The 17,373-nt window shown below is 39.4% G+C and carries 16 protein-coding genes and 2 tRNA genes; 2 read left to right on the top strand and 16 right to left on the bottom strand.

Going from position 1 to position 17,373, the window contains the following annotated elements; all coding sequences use genetic code 11:
• Nucleotides 1–44: 44 nt before the first annotated feature.
• Nucleotides 45–839 (bottom strand): diadenylate cyclase CdaA, encoded by a 795-nt coding sequence (gene cdaA / locus ACP6L2_RS08260; RefSeq protein WP_344673307.1) that lies wholly within the window; start codon nucleotides 837–839, stop codon nucleotides 45–47.
• Nucleotides 840–945: 106 nt separating this feature from the next.
• Between cdaA and ACP6L2_RS08255 the strand changes: the two genes are divergently transcribed.
• Complete coding sequence (locus ACP6L2_RS08255; protein ID WP_440508776.1) at nucleotides 946–1,662, top strand: pyridoxine 5'-phosphate synthase; 717 nt, start codon at nucleotides 946–948, stop codon at nucleotides 1,660–1,662.
• An 86-nt stretch (nucleotides 1,663–1,748) separates the two neighbouring features.
• On the opposite strand, the gene lepB is transcribed toward ACP6L2_RS08255, so the two are convergent.
• The 5 genes from lepB to ACP6L2_RS08230 are packed head-to-tail and all read right to left on the bottom strand — an operon-like array spanning nucleotide 1,749 to nucleotide 6,411.
• A complete protein-coding gene (gene lepB, locus ACP6L2_RS08250) occupies nucleotides 1,749–3,179 on the bottom strand; it encodes a signal peptidase I (protein WP_440508775.1) in 1,431 nt (476 codons plus the stop codon).
• A gap of 3 nt (nucleotides 3,180–3,182) precedes the next feature.
• Nucleotides 3,183–3,926 carry a 4-hydroxy-tetrahydrodipicolinate reductase gene (gene dapB, locus ACP6L2_RS08245; RefSeq protein WP_440508774.1) on the bottom strand — a complete coding sequence of 248 codons (744 nt, stop codon included), beginning with the start codon at nucleotides 3,924–3,926 and terminating at the stop codon, nucleotides 3,183–3,185.
• A 19-nt stretch (nucleotides 3,927–3,945) separates the two neighbouring features.
• Nucleotides 3,946–4,692: a DUF5683 domain-containing protein gene (locus ACP6L2_RS08240; RefSeq protein ID WP_440508773.1), complete on the bottom strand. Its 747-nt coding sequence runs from the start codon at nucleotides 4,690–4,692 to the stop codon at nucleotides 3,946–3,948.
• Nucleotides 4,692–5,612: a ParB/RepB/Spo0J family partition protein gene (locus ACP6L2_RS08235; RefSeq protein ID WP_344673312.1), complete on the bottom strand. Its 921-nt coding sequence runs from the start codon at nucleotides 5,610–5,612 to the stop codon at nucleotides 4,692–4,694. Before ACP6L2_RS08235 ends, ACP6L2_RS08240 begins: the two co-directional genes overlap by 1 nt.
• A 1-nt stretch (nucleotide 5,613) precedes the next feature.
• Nucleotides 5,614–6,411, bottom strand: a complete 798-nt coding sequence (locus tag ACP6L2_RS08230; RefSeq protein WP_440508772.1) for a ParA family protein — start codon at nucleotides 6,409–6,411, stop codon at nucleotides 5,614–5,616.
• Nucleotides 6,412–6,630: 219 nt separating this feature from the next.
• On the opposite strand from ACP6L2_RS08230, the gene ACP6L2_RS08225 reads away from it, so the two are divergent.
• A complete protein-coding gene (locus ACP6L2_RS08225; protein WP_440508771.1) occupies nucleotides 6,631–7,152 on the top strand; it encodes an NADPH-dependent FMN reductase in 522 nt (173 codons plus the stop codon).
• A 118-nt stretch (nucleotides 7,153–7,270) separates the two neighbouring features.
• Here the strand turns inward: ACP6L2_RS08225 and ACP6L2_RS08220 are convergent, their stop codons facing one another.
• The 10 genes from ACP6L2_RS08220 to ACP6L2_RS08175 all read right to left on the bottom strand — a co-directional run bounded on the left by ACP6L2_RS08220 (nucleotide 7,271) and on the right by ACP6L2_RS08175 (nucleotide 17,367).
• The gene (locus tag ACP6L2_RS08220) at nucleotides 7,271–7,789 is read right to left on the bottom strand and encodes a hypothetical protein (RefSeq protein WP_440508770.1); all 519 of its coding nucleotides are present in this window, start codon (nucleotides 7,787–7,789) and stop codon (nucleotides 7,271–7,273) included.
• 523 nt (nucleotides 7,790–8,312) lie between these two features.
• Nucleotides 8,313–8,387, bottom strand: a tRNA-Val gene (locus ACP6L2_RS08215).
• A 47-nt stretch (nucleotides 8,388–8,434) separates the two neighbouring features.
• Nucleotides 8,435–8,509, bottom strand: a tRNA-Val gene (locus tag ACP6L2_RS08210).
• A gap of 140 nt (nucleotides 8,510–8,649) precedes the next feature.
• Entirely contained in the window at nucleotides 8,650–8,973 is a 324-nt protein-coding gene (locus ACP6L2_RS08205) for a DUF6686 family protein (RefSeq protein WP_440508769.1), read from the bottom strand.
• A gap of 355 nt (nucleotides 8,974–9,328) precedes the next feature.
• Nucleotides 9,329–11,317, bottom strand: a complete 1,989-nt coding sequence (locus ACP6L2_RS08200; protein WP_440508768.1) for a putative porin — start codon at nucleotides 11,315–11,317, stop codon at nucleotides 9,329–9,331.
• 53 nt (nucleotides 11,318–11,370) lie between these two features.
• Nucleotides 11,371–12,186, bottom strand: a complete 816-nt coding sequence (locus ACP6L2_RS08195) for a purine-nucleoside phosphorylase (protein ID WP_440508767.1) — start codon at nucleotides 12,184–12,186, stop codon at nucleotides 11,371–11,373.
• A 277-nt stretch (nucleotides 12,187–12,463) separates the two neighbouring features.
• Nucleotides 12,464–13,981, bottom strand: coding sequence for a sodium:solute symporter (locus ACP6L2_RS08190; protein ID WP_344673319.1), 1,518 nt, complete (start codon nucleotides 13,979–13,981; stop codon nucleotides 12,464–12,466).
• A gap of 8 nt (nucleotides 13,982–13,989) precedes the next feature.
• Nucleotides 13,990–14,820 (bottom strand): N-acetylmuramic acid 6-phosphate etherase, encoded by an 831-nt coding sequence (murQ, locus tag ACP6L2_RS08185; protein ID WP_440508766.1) that lies wholly within the window; start codon nucleotides 14,818–14,820, stop codon nucleotides 13,990–13,992.
• A gap of 73 nt (nucleotides 14,821–14,893) precedes the next feature.
• Nucleotides 14,894–15,553 (bottom strand): polysaccharide deacetylase family protein, encoded by a 660-nt coding sequence (locus ACP6L2_RS08180; RefSeq protein ID WP_440508765.1) that lies wholly within the window; start codon nucleotides 15,551–15,553, stop codon nucleotides 14,894–14,896.
• Between the two features lie 20 nt (nucleotides 15,554–15,573).
• Nucleotides 15,574–17,367, bottom strand: coding sequence for a glycoside hydrolase family 9 protein (locus tag ACP6L2_RS08175; protein ID WP_440508764.1), 1,794 nt, complete (start codon nucleotides 17,365–17,367; stop codon nucleotides 15,574–15,576).
• Nucleotides 17,368–17,373 lie beyond the last annotated feature (6 nt).

The raw sequence follows: 17,373 nt of genomic DNA, 5'->3' as shown, positions 1-17,373 counted from the left end.
ATTATTCAGTAAAATTCATATTAATAAAAATATTATTCAGCAAATTAGAGTTCTTCGTTAAGAATCTTCTCTAACTCCTCCGCAGTAAGGTTCATATTGATGTTGCCATCCTTAGCAAATGAAATCTCTCCAGTTTCTTCGGAGACAATGACTGCAATAGCTTCAGAAACTTCCGTAACACCAATTGCAGCACGGTGTCGAAGGCCAAATTGTGGAGGCAGATCTTCACTGTCTGATAATGGCAATACCGAACTAGCTGTCATAATACGGAAATCAACAATAATGACCGCACCATCATGTAAGGGAGAATTTTTAAAGAAGATGGTTTCCAGCAAACGCTTTGAAATGGGTGCATCGATGGTCGTTCCACTGGTTTGGTAATATTCCTCATCGAAGTAACGTGAAAATACTAATAAAGCACCTGTCTTTGAACGGGACATGTTTTGACATGCCTCTACTATTGGACGGATATATTCCGTATTATCTGCATGAGTGGATTTCTTTGTACCAAAGATGGTCCAAAAGAATTTTTTACGTCGTAAGGAGATATTCTTACCAATATGTAATAGAAATCGCCTGATTTCCTGCTGGAATACAACAATCAAGGCTATGGATCCCACGGATATAAAACCGCCGAAAATCTCTGTCAGAAGGCGCATCTCCATCTGCTTCACTACCAGGTAAATCCCATAGAAAAGCCCTACCCCAATTAGGATATTTACTGCTATTGTACCTTTTATCAAACTATAGATATAGTAGATGATGATCGCTACGAGTAGAATATCGATAAAGTCGAGTAGGCGAAAGCCACTTAAGAGATTGAAATCCAGTCCATCCATATTTCCTGCAATTTATAAAATTTTATCCATTGATTTAGCGTTAATAAATCAGAATATCATAGGAATATGGCTTACTAAAACAGTAGATTTGTAAAAAATAGGAATCATGACTAAACTATCCGTAAACATCAATAAGATTGCTACCCTCCGTAATTCAAGAGGAGGCAATGTTCCCAATGTATTAGCTACCGCTTTGGCTTGTGAGCGCTTTGGTGCTCAAGGAATCACCGTTCACCCTAGGCCAGATGAAAGACATATCAGATACCAAGATGTATATGATCTGAAAGCCGAAATCCAAACGGAATTCAATATTGAGGGGAATTGTCAGGAGCAAAAATTTGTTGATTTGGTATTGGCCAATAAGCCTACGCAAGTTACCTTGGTTCCTGATGCCCTAAACCAAATTACTTCCAACCATGGCTGGGATACTATTGCCAATAAGGATTATCTTATCGAGATGGTGAAGCTATTCAAAGGTGAAGGCATCCGCGTATCCATCTTTGTTGACCCGGTAGAAGAGATGGTGGAAGCAGCTGCTGAGACAGGCACTGACCGCATTGAATTGTACACTGAAGCTTATGCCGCAGAGTTTGGATTTGATAAAGAGAAAGCAATTGAGCCTTATTTTAAGGCAGCCTTGAAAGCAAGAGAAGTAGGTCTTGGATTAAATGCAGGGCATGATTTAGATTTAAACAACCTGCAATATTTCAATCAGCATATCCCCGAATTATTGGAGGTAAGTATCGGCCATGCTTTAATTGCAGATGCTTTGTACTTAGGCTTAGAAGAAACAATCAAACGCTATTTAGCAGCCTTGAAATAGGCAATCAAAATATTTAATAAAACAAGAAAGGCTGAATTTTCATCAAATTCAGCCTTTCTCTTTATGCTCTTTTTAAAGATCCGCTATTAATGAATGCCTTTAAATATTCTATCCCAGCGGATTTTGCTTAATCCAGAACCATCTGTATCCCAGCTCATCCAAGTGAATAAAGCTTTTCCTACGATATGATCTTCAGGCACAAATCCCCAAGCTCTAGAATCGGCAGAGTTATGGCGATTATCACCTTGCATCCAATAGTAATCCATTTTGAAAGTATAGGTATCGGATTTCTGCCCATTGATGTAATATCCATCAGCACGTTTCTCGAAAGTATTACCTTCGTAAGTAGAAATGACCAATTCGTAGATAGGTACAGACAAGCTGTCCAATTTCACACTAGCCCCCTTCTTAGGAACCGTAATCGGTCCGAAGTTATCAATGTTCCATATTGGACCATTCTCGTAATGCGGGAATGCATCACTCATTGGATCCGTTGTATTTTTCCAATAAATCAATTTTTCTACCTTTTTGATTTTCGGCCAAGCCTTCACTTGATCTGCTTCTTCCTGGGTCATATGAATAACATATAATCCTGAATCTGGATTCGTATAGTAAGTATCCAATTCCAGACGATTATCCTTTAATGTCTGTTGGGCCAAAGAGTGGGGATCCGTTTTGACAACATAAGTCGTCTGAAACTCTGCTGAAGTATAAGCCGGCTCACCATTGACGAATAATTTCGCATCTTCCATGGAAACAACATCACCTGGCAACCCAACACAACGTTTAATATAATTCTCCCGCTTATCAATTGGGCGGAAAGTTTCTGTTGGATAGTTAAAAACGACTACATCGTTGCGTTTGATCTCTTGGAAACCAGCAAGACGTTTGTAAGGCAATTGGATCAGCTCCGAATAGGCCTTTCCACCGGTTATCGGCATGGTGTGGTGTGCAAAAGGAAATGCTATAGGCGTCATAGGCACACGTGGGCCATAGTTCAGCTTACTTACAAATAGGAAATCACCTACTAATAAACTGCGCTCCATAGAACCTGAAGGAATCATATACGCCTCGATCAAGAATCCACGAATTAGAGTTGCCGCTACGGTAGCAAAGATGATGGCATCAGCCCATTCCCTACCCAGTGATTTCTTATATGGATATTTCTTCTTGAATTCCTCTGTAGTCGACTGCCCCAAATATTTCACATTCGGATCTCTACCCCACATTGGCAATACGATAAAAGGCACCAATACAGCAGCTGCATTTTCCCAAAACCGACGTTTACCAAAAGCTTTTACAAAGTTTAAATAGAAATCATAGAATATAAAAACATTCACGATTGGCACAAAAAGCCATACAATCCACCATGTTGGTCTTCCTACGAGTTGAGCCATCACATATTGTCTGTATACAGGAACGATGGCTTCCCAACCTTGTCTACCCGCTTTAATATAAAGTAAGTAAAGCCCGTATAAAGAACCTAAAATGAAAATGGCAGCAAAAATATACCACATATATTATTTATTAAAATCAAACATTTCTGTAACCTGGAAAAATCCTTTTTTTCCATAAAGCCATTCTGCGGCAATAACTGCGCCTAAAGCAAAGCCCTCACGGCTATGTGCAGTATGCTTAAACTCGATTTGATCAACCTCGGAACTATACAGCACGGTATGTGTTCCCGGAACCTCCTCGATGCGCAAGCTTTCAATCAATAACTCATCTGCCTTAGGTATCACTTCTTCCCCTGATCCTTCTACCGAATTCACCCATCCAGCTTTGGAGTCTATTCCATCTAAAATCCCCTCAGCAATGGTAATCGCTGTACCTGAAGGTGCATCCAATTTATGGATATGGTGAATTTCTTCCACCTGCACATCGTATTGCTTATAAGGATTGATGGCTTTTGCTAGTAATTTATTAATATGGAAAAATATATTGACTCCGATACTGAAGTTAGAGCCATATAATAACGCCTGATTAGCATCTAAACAGGTTTCTCTCACTTCTTCCAAATGATCATACCAACCTGTAGTTCCTACTACAAGAGGAAGATTGGCTTCAAAACATAGACTGATATTATCAAGGGCGGCGTGAGGAGTACTGAAGTCGATAGCAATATCGGCATCTTCAATATCTTCCAGCTCAATGGAATCTCGATTTTCTTCATCCACGATCAAGACCACCTCATGCCCTCTTTTGAGTGCGAAGCGCTCGATCAGCTGCCCCATTTTACCATATCCCAATAAAACAATTTTCATATTATAATTGGTTTTTATCTTAATTCAATGTAAATGTCATCTTAATTCCTGGAGCATACAAACTTTTCGCCGAAAAATTAGGTATACCCGCCGAATTGGAACCCGTTGGCATAAAGGTAGGTGATAATTTAAAACTTAGGTCATTGCTGATGTTCCAGCGGTTTTTAAGTATGGAATCCACATAAGCTTCCACAATATTAAGACCATACCAGCCGACTGTTACCAGGATTGTCAAGTCTCGATTACGACGACCATAATCCTTAAACTTGATCAAACCTTGTGTATCCCAATTGCTATTCATCCCAAGAATACCATCAGGTGAAGGCTGATTATACTGTTCTCGGTATTGCAATTCGGTTAGAAACAGCTTATAATACCATTGCCAATAATCAATAACAAAATAGGAGGCGACAAACCCTCCATAGATAACAGGAACTTTGATCCACCAAAGTCCTTGATTCGTATATTGACCCCAACCCGGTAAAATGGCTGAACGCTTCCACGCCACACGCGTTAAACGCTCAATTTCTAAACGAGCAGAATCCTTCTTAATATCCTTGTAATAATATTTAGCGCGTTCCTTCTCTGCTTTGATCCTAGCCTTGCGCTCAGCACGCGTCTCCTTCTTTGCGGTATCTTGCACCGCAGCCTTAACAGAGTCCGGAATAATAACGGTCTTTGTAGAATCAGGAATGGTATCCCGACGTTGTGCCGAAACAAAGTTCGCACACAGCAACAAAGCCAATAGCCATAGTATTCGCTGCATTACCAATCAAGCAATTCTAAAATACGGCTTAAATCATCTTCCGAGTCAAAAGGGATTTCAATAGCCCCCTTACCCTTCGCTGATTTTAAGTTCAATTTAACGCGAGTAGCAAATTTGGAAGCCAAATCATCCTCAATCTTTTGAAATTGAAAGTTCAATCCAGCATCTTGCTTTCCTTTTTGCTTTTTGTCCTTAGCTTGTTGTACTTCACGAACCAATTGTTCTGCCTTACGTACCGAAAGACCTTTTTCCACGATTTCACGGAAAATAAACAATTGCTTATCCACCTCACCCACATTGATTAAAGCACGTGCATGCCCCATAGTCAAGTCCCCATCACGAATTGCCGCTTGAATAACAGGTGGCAATTTCAACAAACGAAGGTAATTGGTAACCGTCGAACGGTTTTTACTTACGCGGTCACCCAATTCTTCTTGTTTAAGGCTACACTCTTCAATCATGCGTTGAAAACTCAATGCAATCTCAATTGCATTCAGGTTTTCACGTTGAATGTTTTCGATCAATGCCATTTCCAACATCTGTTGGTCATTGGCTGTGCGCACATAAGCAGGGATTTCGGTTATCCCAGCCAATTTAGAAGCACGAAGACGACGTTCACCAGAGATTAACTGATACTCATTTTTACCCACCTGTCTTACCGTGATAGGCTGAATAAGTCCTTGAATCTCGATGGACTCCGACAATTCCCTTAGCGCCTGTTCGTCAAAATCCGTACGTGGCTGAAAAGGGTTTATTGAAATTTGTTCTACTTTTATAAAATTGATACTCCCTGCCGGAGAGGCTGGGGATTTCGCTACAGGAACCTCAGTAGGCGTGCTTTTTGCCGTGCCGATATCATCTTGTTGCAATAAAGCTCCTAATCCTTTTCCCAATCCTGTTTTCCGCTGTAATGCTGCCATACTATACTGTTACTGTTTGCGTATTTTCTTTTAACAATCCGTTCTTTTGAAGGATCTCCCTAGCCAAGTTTAAGTAATTGATCGCTCCTTTACAAGAAGCATCGTGCATGATGACCGAAATACCAAAGCTTGGCGCTTCACTTAAGCGCGTATTACGCTGGATAATGGTATCAAACACCAAATCATGGAAGTGCGTACGCACCTCTTCTACTACCTGATTGGATAAACGAAGACGTACATCGTACATCGTCAACAAGATCCCCTCGATCTCTAACGCTGTATTTAATCTATTTTGTACGATCTTGATCGTATTTAACAATTTACCTAGCCCTTCCAATGCAAAATACTCACACTGAACCGGAATAATAACCGAGTCAGATGCTGTCAATGCATTGATGGTAATCAAACCTAACGAAGGAGAACAGTCGATAATGATAAAATCATATTCATCTTTCACCACTTCCAACACACGTTTCATTTTGAATTCGCGTTCTTCCAAATTGATCATTTCAATCTCTGCACCGACCAAGTCGATATGCGCAGGTAAAAGATCAAGATTTGGTGTCTCTGTATGTTGAATAGCGTCCTTGGGGTTCAAGTCATTGATTAGACACTCGTAAATACTGGCTTTTATTCCTCGAGGATCAAACCCAATACCTGAAGTTGAGTTTGCTTGTGGATCCGCATCCACCAATAAGGTCTTATATTCTAATACTGCTAAACTGGCCGCTAGATTGATGGACGTCGTAGTTTTACCTACTCCTCCTTTTTGATTGGCGATGGCAATAATTTTTCCCATTGTGATTCCTCAGATTTTGAAAACTAATTTTGTGGCATCTATTAGGCTACATGAAGCTGCAAAATAACATTCACAATCGATAAATGATATTTAAATGATGTTAAATTTGCTACTTTTGAGCAGTTTCCTCCTCAAGATACTCAGGATGCTAAGATACAAAAAATAGAATTAGGTATGGTGATTTAACTGTCATGCTTTTTCATAAGTAACATTTAAACAATGAATTTAATTATCTCCGGAACGAATAGAAAACATGCTAACTCTTTGAAGGTCGCCAAATTCTATCAAAAGGAATTACAACGACGGGGTGAAGAATATGAAATTCTTTCGCTTGAAGACCTTCCAGCACAACTCATGGAAACGGATCTTTATGGCAAACGCTCTGAGGAATTCGCTGTTATTCAACAGAAAGTATTCGATGCGGATAAATTTATATTCGTTATTCCAGAATATAATGGCAGTTACCCAGGCGTGCTGAAACTCTTTATTGATGCTTGTGCATTCCCAAGCAGCTTCCACCATAAAAAGGCAGCTTTGGTCGGCGTGTCATCTGGAAAATACGGCAATATCCGTGGGGTGGACCATTTTACCGGCGTATGCAATTACATGCGTATGCATGTTTTACCCCTCAAAATTCATCTTCCTAATATCACCAATGAATTAGATGAAAACTTGGATTTTCACGATCAATTAACGCTCAAGTTTGTAACAGAACAAATCGAAGAAATTAAAAGATTCTAAAAAGAAACTTTCAACAATATTAAAACAGCTATTCAATCAAAAGGGAGAAACATTTATCATGCTTCTCCCTTTTGATTTTAGCTTTTACTAGATCTAAAGTTTTGTTAGCTGCAATAGCTTATTCATCATTTTCGTCACCTGCAATTTTATAACCAAAAACGATTCCACAGGCTTCAGCAACCTTGTTAAAATCAGCAAGTACATCTGCCTCCTTTTGCGAATGGCTCATCAACTTGTCGTACTTTACTTTGAATGCTTCATCACTAAAACCCTTTGGTAGATTTTCAAAATCATCAAAAGTCACTAGAAATTCTTTTTCCACATTGATGTAGGTAAGCATCATAGTCCGAAGAATCTCCATTTCTAGGGGTAATTTTTTATTTTTCAACAAAACTGTCTGTTTATCCAGATAGGATAATATCTGTTTACTGAGTGGCTTTATGCCTTTCATCTCCCTTGTACTCATACCTTCTTTAATCTTTGCCCCGAGCTGAAGCCCTAATTGATAAGTGGAATCGGAAATGTCTGCACAAAAGTCATTGAAATCCAATGCAACTTTACGTTCTGCAGCAGTTTTCTGCGCATAGCCCGCCTGCAAACACAGCAAAAAGGCCAGTAGAATCATTATTTTTTTCATAGAAATATAGGTTTGTAATAATTGTTAAAGTAAATCTACCACAACTTTTATTAATATCCGATAGATAGAACTCCAGTTTTAACCGCATTTGTTGACTTGCTAATATCTTACACCTACCAACACCAGGAAAAGGACTACACTTCACCCTTAACTGACTTAATATTTCACATACTTTCTTTCAAGTTTGCTTCGAGACTCTTAGGGAATTTCTAAGGATCTGATAGGGATCTTGTTCGGATCTCGTTCGCTTCTAACCGAACGAGATCCGAAGGAGTTCCGAACGAGTTCCGAAGGAGATCCGAAGAAGTATCGAATAAAACCCCTCTGAAAGACGATGAGAATACAGACAAAAGACAACAGAAATAGATGTGAGATATGAAACCGCTACGCTATTTGATGTGAGATAGAGGAAAGGAAAAAGGGGAAAGAAAAAGTAGAAAATATCAAAATTAGAATTGAAAATTGAATCTGGGGTTTGACTAGGGGTATAAAAAGAAAAAACCCACCTGAAGGCGGGTTTTTGTGGAGGCTACTGGATTCGAACCAGTGACCCTCTGCTTGTAAGGCAGATGCTCTGAACCAGCTGAGCTAAGCCTCCTAAATTCTTTGATGTTCAAATGGGATTTAGGATTCCCTTTTTTGTTGTGGAGGCTACTGGATTCGAACCAGTGACCCTCTGCTTGTAAGGCAGATGCTCTGAACCAGCTGAGCTAAGCCTCCTTTTCCGTCTTGCGGTGTGCAAATATAGGGCTAAAAACTGATTTACAAAATATTTTAGACTTAATTTTTAGATTTTTTCAGCAAAATATTCTTTTCCAAAGAGATAGTTTTTGCAAAACATCGCATTATAAAGCTCCGACCTAATCCAAATAGCCGTAAATCTGGTGCATGTAGTAGGCTTCATCTAAGGAATGGATCAATTGATTCAATTCATTTGGGTGAAATGAAAAGTTTATTCCATCGTAGGGACTATGCAATAAAATACGCTGACTGCCATCTGGGAAAACAATGGTCTCTTGTTCACCATGTATGTTTTTCACGATCTGACGGAAACGAAAAAAATCATCTACCGTAAAATTGATCATTAGATTATTAAAACATAAATGGATGACTTGATGGCCACAAGGCATGCTGATAAAGCCTAGTTTACTTTGGGAAAGAATTTTTAAGCTTTTGTGATTCATCAATCTGCTGCTCTTGTAATCTTATACTTGTTGTCGCTTTTGTTTCGTTGTGCCTGCCTTACCCGTATGCCTATCATCATACGGGTAAACAGGACTTATGTATTTGAGAAACTATGTAATTCCTTTGCGCTGTAAATATAGAGATTATTTAGAATGATTATAAATAATATTTGCGATTGCACCTGTTTTGACAATTAAATTATAATCCGAGGACGATAGCTGTATTCTATTTAATCATGGAAATGGAGCAAAATAAACTAGCCGTTTAAATTTTTAGGCATAGCGAATTGCCAGCCTTCCAACCTTTTCAAGATGGAAAACATTCATTTATCTGCCAAATGAAAGGAAAAAGGGATTAATCGTAGAACTTCCAAGACACTCCAAAACGAAGGAATGCAGGGTTCATCGGGTAACGACGAACGGTATAATAACCCTTAGGATAAACATGTTGATTAGCGAAATTATAACTCAAGAATAAATTCACCCGATCGATGTTTGCTGTCAACCAAAAGTCAACGATGGGATAGGTTGAAAACTTGATTCCTAAGTTATCGTTATAGAATTGTCCAGCATTGATGGCATAGGAAGGCGTTTTAAAGGGTGTATTAAAGCGCACATCCATCCCAATTCTAAAATCCATCACATTGTACAGGATATTCGCATAATACAAACTGTGGAAGGTATAGAGCTCTGGCGTGGCAACCACATCCATTGCGTCGGATTTCTGATAGACCACCATATTATCCAAATGCCATTTACTTACTTTGAAGTTTTGGCCAACTGTAAGTTTTAATAGGTTAAGATTTCCAGCCTGCAAAGTTTCTATCTGACGTGCTCTGGCCAATTCATTATTCGGATTTGGAATCTCGTGGAAGTAGGTGTAATTGTTGATAAGAAAATATTCAACCTTTCCATTGAAGCCGATCTTATTATTGGCATAAGCAAAAGATAGGTTTTGGGTTTTTATTTTATCGAGATTGAGGTCACCTTCATTCCATTGGTGGTAAGCAAGATTGGCATTTTGGAAAATCATCTCGGGCGACTTATTTTGCGAATAGGCACCTATCCGTAGTTTTCCAATAGCCTCGCTCAAATGAACATCAGCGTATGCCTCATAAAGAAAGTCTCCAAAATTACGTCCCAATACAATTTGATTGGCTGCAAAGTTAACATCTACCTTGTCGGAGAATTTATAACCTACAGATCCTTTCACCATGGAGTTTTGGTAGAAGTTACTCATTAAGGAGTCAGAATACCATATTAAATCGTTCTGAAAGCCTAGCTCCACCTTAGCCTCATTTTTCATCGCCTTACCCCTTAAGTAAAAGGAATAGGTGAAATCATTACTAATGGTCGTAATTTTGGTGGTATCATCTACCCATTCCAGGGATTTGAAAGGAAAGGCATTGTATAAATCCTGTTGATTCTTAAAGAAGATAAATTTCTGCTGACGAACACTGGAATTATGCGCAATAACGTTGGTTGGGTGGATCTCCGCATCAGGACCTTTCCCATTTACCGTGTCGATACGACCGATGTAATAGGATTGTCTTAAGAATACACTCATATCCTTCCATTTGTTATATGGACGGTTGGCTTGCGTTCCATTTAACCGCACCGGATAACGGGAAGGCGAGGTATTGTCGGATGTATCGCGAAAAAGGGTATCGTTGAGTACCGATCCGTTTTCCGTTGCATCCAAAGTATTAAAGGTAAAGTTGGAAACTAAATTGTACCGCTTACTAGGCGATTCATACCAGGCAAACACCGCCCCTTTACGATCACTGTATGTTTGGTTATTGTAGTAGCCATCGGTATTAGTGGCATGATATTCTGCACCAATATTAAGATTCGGATTGATATTCTGTGCTAAACGCGCTCGAAAGACCTGGTCATCAAAAAAGAAACCTACGGCATAAAGCTCAGAAAAACGCGCTCGAGCCCGAAAATACTGAATAGAATCGGAGGTTAGTAAATACCGTTCCAAGGCATGATAACCCGATTGGAAACCGATGGATTTATTTGAATTAAATAGTAAATCGCGCGTAGCCAAACCATAGGAACCTAAATTTATCGAAGGATTCCAAGGGAGATTTTGTTTATTGTAATATTGAAAATTGACGTGTGAGGTATCTATCTGATACGTTTTGGTCAACCTTTTAAGCGTAGCTAAATTGGTATACCGCACATATTTAGCGGTAAAGACTACAGAGTCCTTCTTGTTATCCTCTTTTGCACGAGCTGAGTCTAATGCTGAACTAAACTCCTCTTCCACCTGCGCATATAGCTTAGGGGTGACACTCAACAAGACCAGTATGAACAACAAGCGTTTTAATATACTCATGTAGGGATAGCTTCGAAAAATTTATTCAGCAAAAATAGTTCAAAAAAGCAGAATTATTGCAATGCAACCAATTCTTTTAGAATATGCGTCATTTTAGGCTCTGCTTCGGCTGCTACAGCCACAATCTCTTGTAAAGAAACAGGTTTCAAATCTTCATGAAAACCCTCATCTGTGATAACAGAAATGGCAAAAACAGGCAAGCCCATATGATTGGCAACTATAACCTCTGGAACTGTACTCATACCAACAATATCTCCACCAATAATGCGCATGTAACGGTATTCTGCTCTCGTTTCCAGATTAGGTCCGGGTGCCGATACATAAACGACCTTATGGGCCTTTACTCCAGATTCAGAAGCAATCTTTAAGCCTTGTTCGATCATCTCGAAATTATAAGGTTGGCTCATGTCAGGAAAACGTGGACCAAAGGATTCGTTATTACGTCCGCGCAAAGGATTATCAGGAAGCAGGTTAATATGATCTTCAATAATACCAATATCCCCTTTCTTAATTTCAGGATTTAAAGAACCGGAAGCATTCGATACAAAGAGTTTTTGAATGCCTAATTCTTTCATCACACGGATTGGAAAGGTGATTTCCTGCATACTATAGCCTTCATAATAATGCAGGCGCCCTTGCATGGCAACGACTTTTCGACCATTTAACGTACCGAATATCAACTTTCCAGTATGGAACTCCACTGTAGAGATCGGGAAATTAGGAATATTGGAATACATCATCTGAAATTCCACGTCAATTTCATTGACCAATTTGCCTAAACCAGTTCCCAGGATTATTCCAAACTCAGGTGTAAATTCGCCAATTTTACGGCGTATAGCGGTAGTAGATTCTTGAATCTGATGGTACATGTGTGTAATTCTTTAGTACCCAAACTTACTGTATTTTTTTTGCACAGACAAATCAGTAAGTTTTGATTAACAATAGTTAACAAGCAGTATTAAAACCCCATTACAGTTCATTCAAGCGACAAATAGAATCGGATTTATGAGTTAAGATTCTGACCAATTCTTCACCTTCCATGCAAAAACAAAAGCCCGAATAAATCGGGCTCTTGTTGTTATTATTATAGTTTGTTTTTGATAGGTCAAATTAAGACGCCTGATAAGGCGACATCCTTATTGTTTATTAAGCGTGACGACTACCAGCTACTCTTCCTTCCACCTTTCCTGGAGAAGTAACTAATAGTAATAAATAAGTCAATAAACCATTGTACACAATAAGCTCAAACCCGATCTTATAGGCGGTATGTGGCAATACATACGTGGTTAATAAGAACATTAATATTGGAGCTAATACACAGATGTAAGGCACTAGATTATCATTTACTCTACGTTTGGTTAGGATACCAAAAGAGAATAAACCTAATAATGGCCCATAGGTATATCCAGCAATCTTAAAGATGGCAGATACAACTGATTCATCATTGATCCAATGGAACAACAAGATCACCAATAACATCACGATCGAGAAAGCGAAGTGAACATAGTTACGTTGTTTGACCAATTTTGGATCATTAGGATTCTCCTTCTTATTGAAGTTCAAGAAATCTACACAATAAGAGGTTGTCAATGCGGTCAAAGCCGAGTCGGTTGTAGCAAAAGTAGCTGCAGTCAATCCCATCATAAAGATGATCCCTGGAAGAATACTTAAGTGACGTAAAGCGATTTCCGGATAAAGGTAGTCGGACTTGCCTAAATCTTTAATGCTGATTCCATTTGCTTCTGCGTAGAAATACAATAATGCACCAACAGCTAGGAAGAAAAGGTTGATAACAACGAAGATGGAGGTAAAAGTCATCATGTTTTTCTGCGCTTCACCAATGGTCTTCATACTTAGGTTTTTCTGCATTAAATCTTGATCCAAACCTGTCATAGCAATCGTTACGAATATACCTCCAATGATATGTTTCCATATATTACGGGTATCTCCTAATAGATTTTCCCAGATAAAGATTTTGGAGTATGAACTTTCCTTAACTTTTTCAAAAGCCTCTGTTACGGTCCATCCAAGGCCATCAGCCATGAAATATATGGATAATACAACAGCTAATAAAAGGAAAGTTGTTTGCAGTGTATCCGTAATGATGATGGTTTTAAGACCTCCTTTATTGGTATATAACCAAATGAGGACTAAACATACCGATACAGTTAGAATAAAAGGTACATTCCAGGCATCAAAGATATACCGTTGCAACACAATAGCCACGAGATACAAGCGGAAGGCAGAACCAATGGTTCTGGAAACCAAGAAGATCATAGCGCCCGATTTGTAGCTTTTATGCCCTAGACGTTCTTCCAAATAGGTGTAAATGGAGGTCAGGTGCATACGGTAGTACAGCGGCAAAAGCACATAGGCAATGATGATAAAGCCGATGGCATTTCCGAGTACGAACTGGAAATAAGAGAAATTGTTTGGTTCGGTTAACCCAGCCGGGGTATTACCCACGTCTCCAGGAACGGAGATAAAGGTTACACCCGATAAGGCCGTACCAATCATTCCGAAGGCAACCATATACCACTTGGAGTTACGGTTGGCAACGAAGAAGGTAGAGTTATCTGCGGAATTCTTGGAGGTAAAGTGAGACACCGCCAAGAGAATACCGAAGTAAACGACCAAAAAGGATAATAGGATGATAGGTGACATACTGTCTTTTAGTGTTTGTTTTTCAGATTGTAGTTATCGATTGCTTGACGCACATTGCCGAATTCTTCAATTAGTGCAGCTGCTGTTTCCTCATCGGTTCCAGTTTCCGCCATCACCATACGAACTCCCCTACCCACTAGTTTGTGGTTAGACAATTGCATATCGACCATTTTATTGCCTTTTACACGACCCAATTGAATCATGACAGCCGTACTGATCATATTAAGCACCAATTTCTGTGCAGTACCTGCTTTCATACGCGTAGAACCCGTAACGAATTCAGGACCTACGATTACTTCCACTGGGTATTGAGCACGTTCAGCAATAGGTGAATTGCCATTACATACAATACATCCAGTAGCAATACCCATTTCATTGGCTTTATCTAAACCACCAATGACATAAGGTGTAGTACCTGAAGCAGCAATACCGATAACCACATCGTTGGTGTTTATGGCGTACTCTTCCAAATCTTTCCACGCTTGTTCCAAATCATCTTCAGCAAATTCTACTGCTTTACGAATTGCGGAATCACCTCCTGCGATTAAGCCAATAACCCAATCAAAAGGAACTCCATAGGTAGGTGGACATTCTGAAGCATCCAAAATACCTAAACGGCCACTGGTACCTGCTCCAATATAGAACAAGCGACCTCCGCCCTTCATCCGATCTACTATAACTTTTACCAGTGATTCTATCTGAGGAATTACTCGCTCTACCGCCAACGGAACGGTCTTATCTTCTTGATTAATGTTACTTAGGATATCCAAAACCGACATTTTGTCTAAGTTTTGATAATTTGAATCCTTCTCCGTTGTGTTGATCATAGCCTTCTGCATGTGCAATACTTTCAATAACTTTCCGTAAATATGCGACTTTTTAGTAAAAAACGCAAAAACCCGCACTCTTATTTTATAATTCGTTTAGCGGCACGAATTTATAATTTTTATCTTTCAGTAGCTCAATCAATTTTTCCAATTGATTAAAAAACTTATCCGTTCGATTAGGATTGCTTCCAATATGTATAATAATGATAAACCCATGGAGACCTTCTTTTACTTCATAATTTACTAATTGGTCAAGAATTGCCTCGGAGCTCATATACCGACTTCCCATTCCTGGATCGGTATAATCTGCCGCAGTACGTAAGCCAGGGGTGAAATTATAAAGACTTAAGCCCAATTCTTTCGTCCAAGCTGCAATATGTGTGTTATACCATTCATATGGCGCCACAAATTTATCAATATTCACTATACCTAGTGCATGTAATTTCTGGATGTTGACAGTTAAATCTTTGTTAAACGTTTCTTTTGTAACGAGGAGGCTATCTCTCTTCTCCCAAGGGGCATAAAGTAAGTGCTGATCGGAATGAGGACCTACCTCATGTCCTTCCTCGTAAAGCTTCTTCAATACTGATTTAGCTAGTTCATCTTCCAGAAATCTTCCAGTAACAAAAAAACTCCCCTTTACGTTTTGCTTATTAAGGCTTTTACGTATATGCGAAATCCCTTCCCGAAATTCATCTCCGGTAAAGATTAGGCTGATTTGTTTTTTTGTTGCATCCCCTCGCACGATCGCGCCTTGGGAATCAATTACTCTTTTTTTTTTGACTCGTTCTCTTTTGCAGATAACAAGTAAATCAATGATGCCGTACCATCCATGGTTGGCTCATTAGTACTGTAGTCGCCAAAATCATCGTGATAAACCACCAGGTCACTTTGGAATTCAGCATACTCATCTGGATTATTTAATTTAATTCCGATGAGGTTCTTGTAAATATTGGAGTAGACTGGTCCATCGACCAATCCGCCATCAATAGGGTAATTATGCAAATAGGTGAAGGCAGAATGCGGATCTACAGGTGTATCGCCATCACTTGGAAAGCCATAAACCATACTGGTTCCCCAAGGGTTTAGCCCGAATAACCAGTCAATATTGGCTTGTTCCAATTCTTCAAACTGTTTGTCTTGGCTTTGTTCCCTATACCAAATACATTGTATAGCAAAGGACGTTGTCAGGTTATTACTGCACCAAATAAAGGGTACACCTCGATAAAACATGTTTTCCTTTGCGCGATTCCATACTTGCTCTATTCCTTGTTTATAATATTTTAAAGCTTCTTTTCGGGTTTTCTTATCGGCCGATTTCACTAATTCATAATGTCCTAAATTGATAAAAGGATAATATTGATAGTGATTGGCAGTATCTCGCAACATCCAAGGAGTAATACTTTCTTGTCGGGCATAGATCAAAGCCTTTTCAAGATGTTGGGGATCTTGATTTAACTGGAATAAAGTAGCTTCAGCCAATTCCATATCATCCACCCAGTTATCTTCGGCATAGATGTATGGGGATTTAACCGATACGGTCTGTGTAACTCCAGGTTTAATATGCGCATACTGATAGGCTGTCCCAGCTTTTTCTTTTAATACTGCAGCGTAGTTTTGATCTTGAGCTTGGAATAACTGATAGCCTAGACCAAATGCAGACACAAATTTAGCAGCGGTAGAACTGGTTCCGGTAGTGTTATTCAGGAATTTGCCACGCTGTTGGGGTTTTCCATCAATAAAATAAACAGGTCTTTCGTGACCTCTACCATATAGGGAGTCTTGTCCAGGCATTCTCAAACGCGTATGATCACGATCATCCGCAATCTGATTATACATGATGTTTGGTTTAGGATGCATTTTTAGCAACCAATCCAATCCCCACTTGGCTTCATCTAACACATCGGGAATTCCGTTTTTACCGTCCAATCCATTGGACTGCTTATGATCGGTGAAAACGTTAGGGAAATCGCGATATGCTGCTAAAAGATGATAAGTTGCATTGGCAGATGTTGTTGCATACTGCAAGTAATCCGAGGCATCATGCCATCCACCTGCTACTTCAACACGCGTACTATCTGGCATTCCTACCGATGAGGCATACATGGTAAACCCATCGTGCGTATGGCAGCTATCCTGTAAGAAGGGGTTAAACAAGGTTCTTTGCTGACGCATATAACGTAAGGCAAAATCAGCTGCTCCATCATATACATTGGCATTGATGTTAAAATTCGGAGATCGCGTACCATCGTCCGCTTGTAAATAGAATTTTCCTGAACCTTTAAACTTGGAGAAATCAAAGCGATATCCCATTTTAAAGGGGCCATATTCACCAAAAGCCTTCCCTGCTTTATTGGAAAACACGACCTGATTGGTTAGGGCATTCCGAAGTTCAAAGCGCTTGACGGTGTTTGTCTCTTTACTTACCCATACAGCCACCTTTTTATTATTGGGTAAATAGCCCAACTGGTTGATGCGTATCCATGAGTTAATGGTCTGCGCATAAAGGTTCAGGCTCAGAAAGCCCACAAGCAGTGTGATGAATAACTTCTTCAACATAGGTAT

Source organism: Sphingobacterium lactis (assembly GCF_051951495.1).
Taxonomy (GTDB): domain Bacteria; phylum Bacteroidota; class Bacteroidia; order Sphingobacteriales; family Sphingobacteriaceae; genus Sphingobacterium; species Sphingobacterium lactis_A.
The sequence above is the reverse complement of the archived record's forward strand: the minus strand, read 5'-3'. Positions and strand labels throughout refer to the sequence as shown.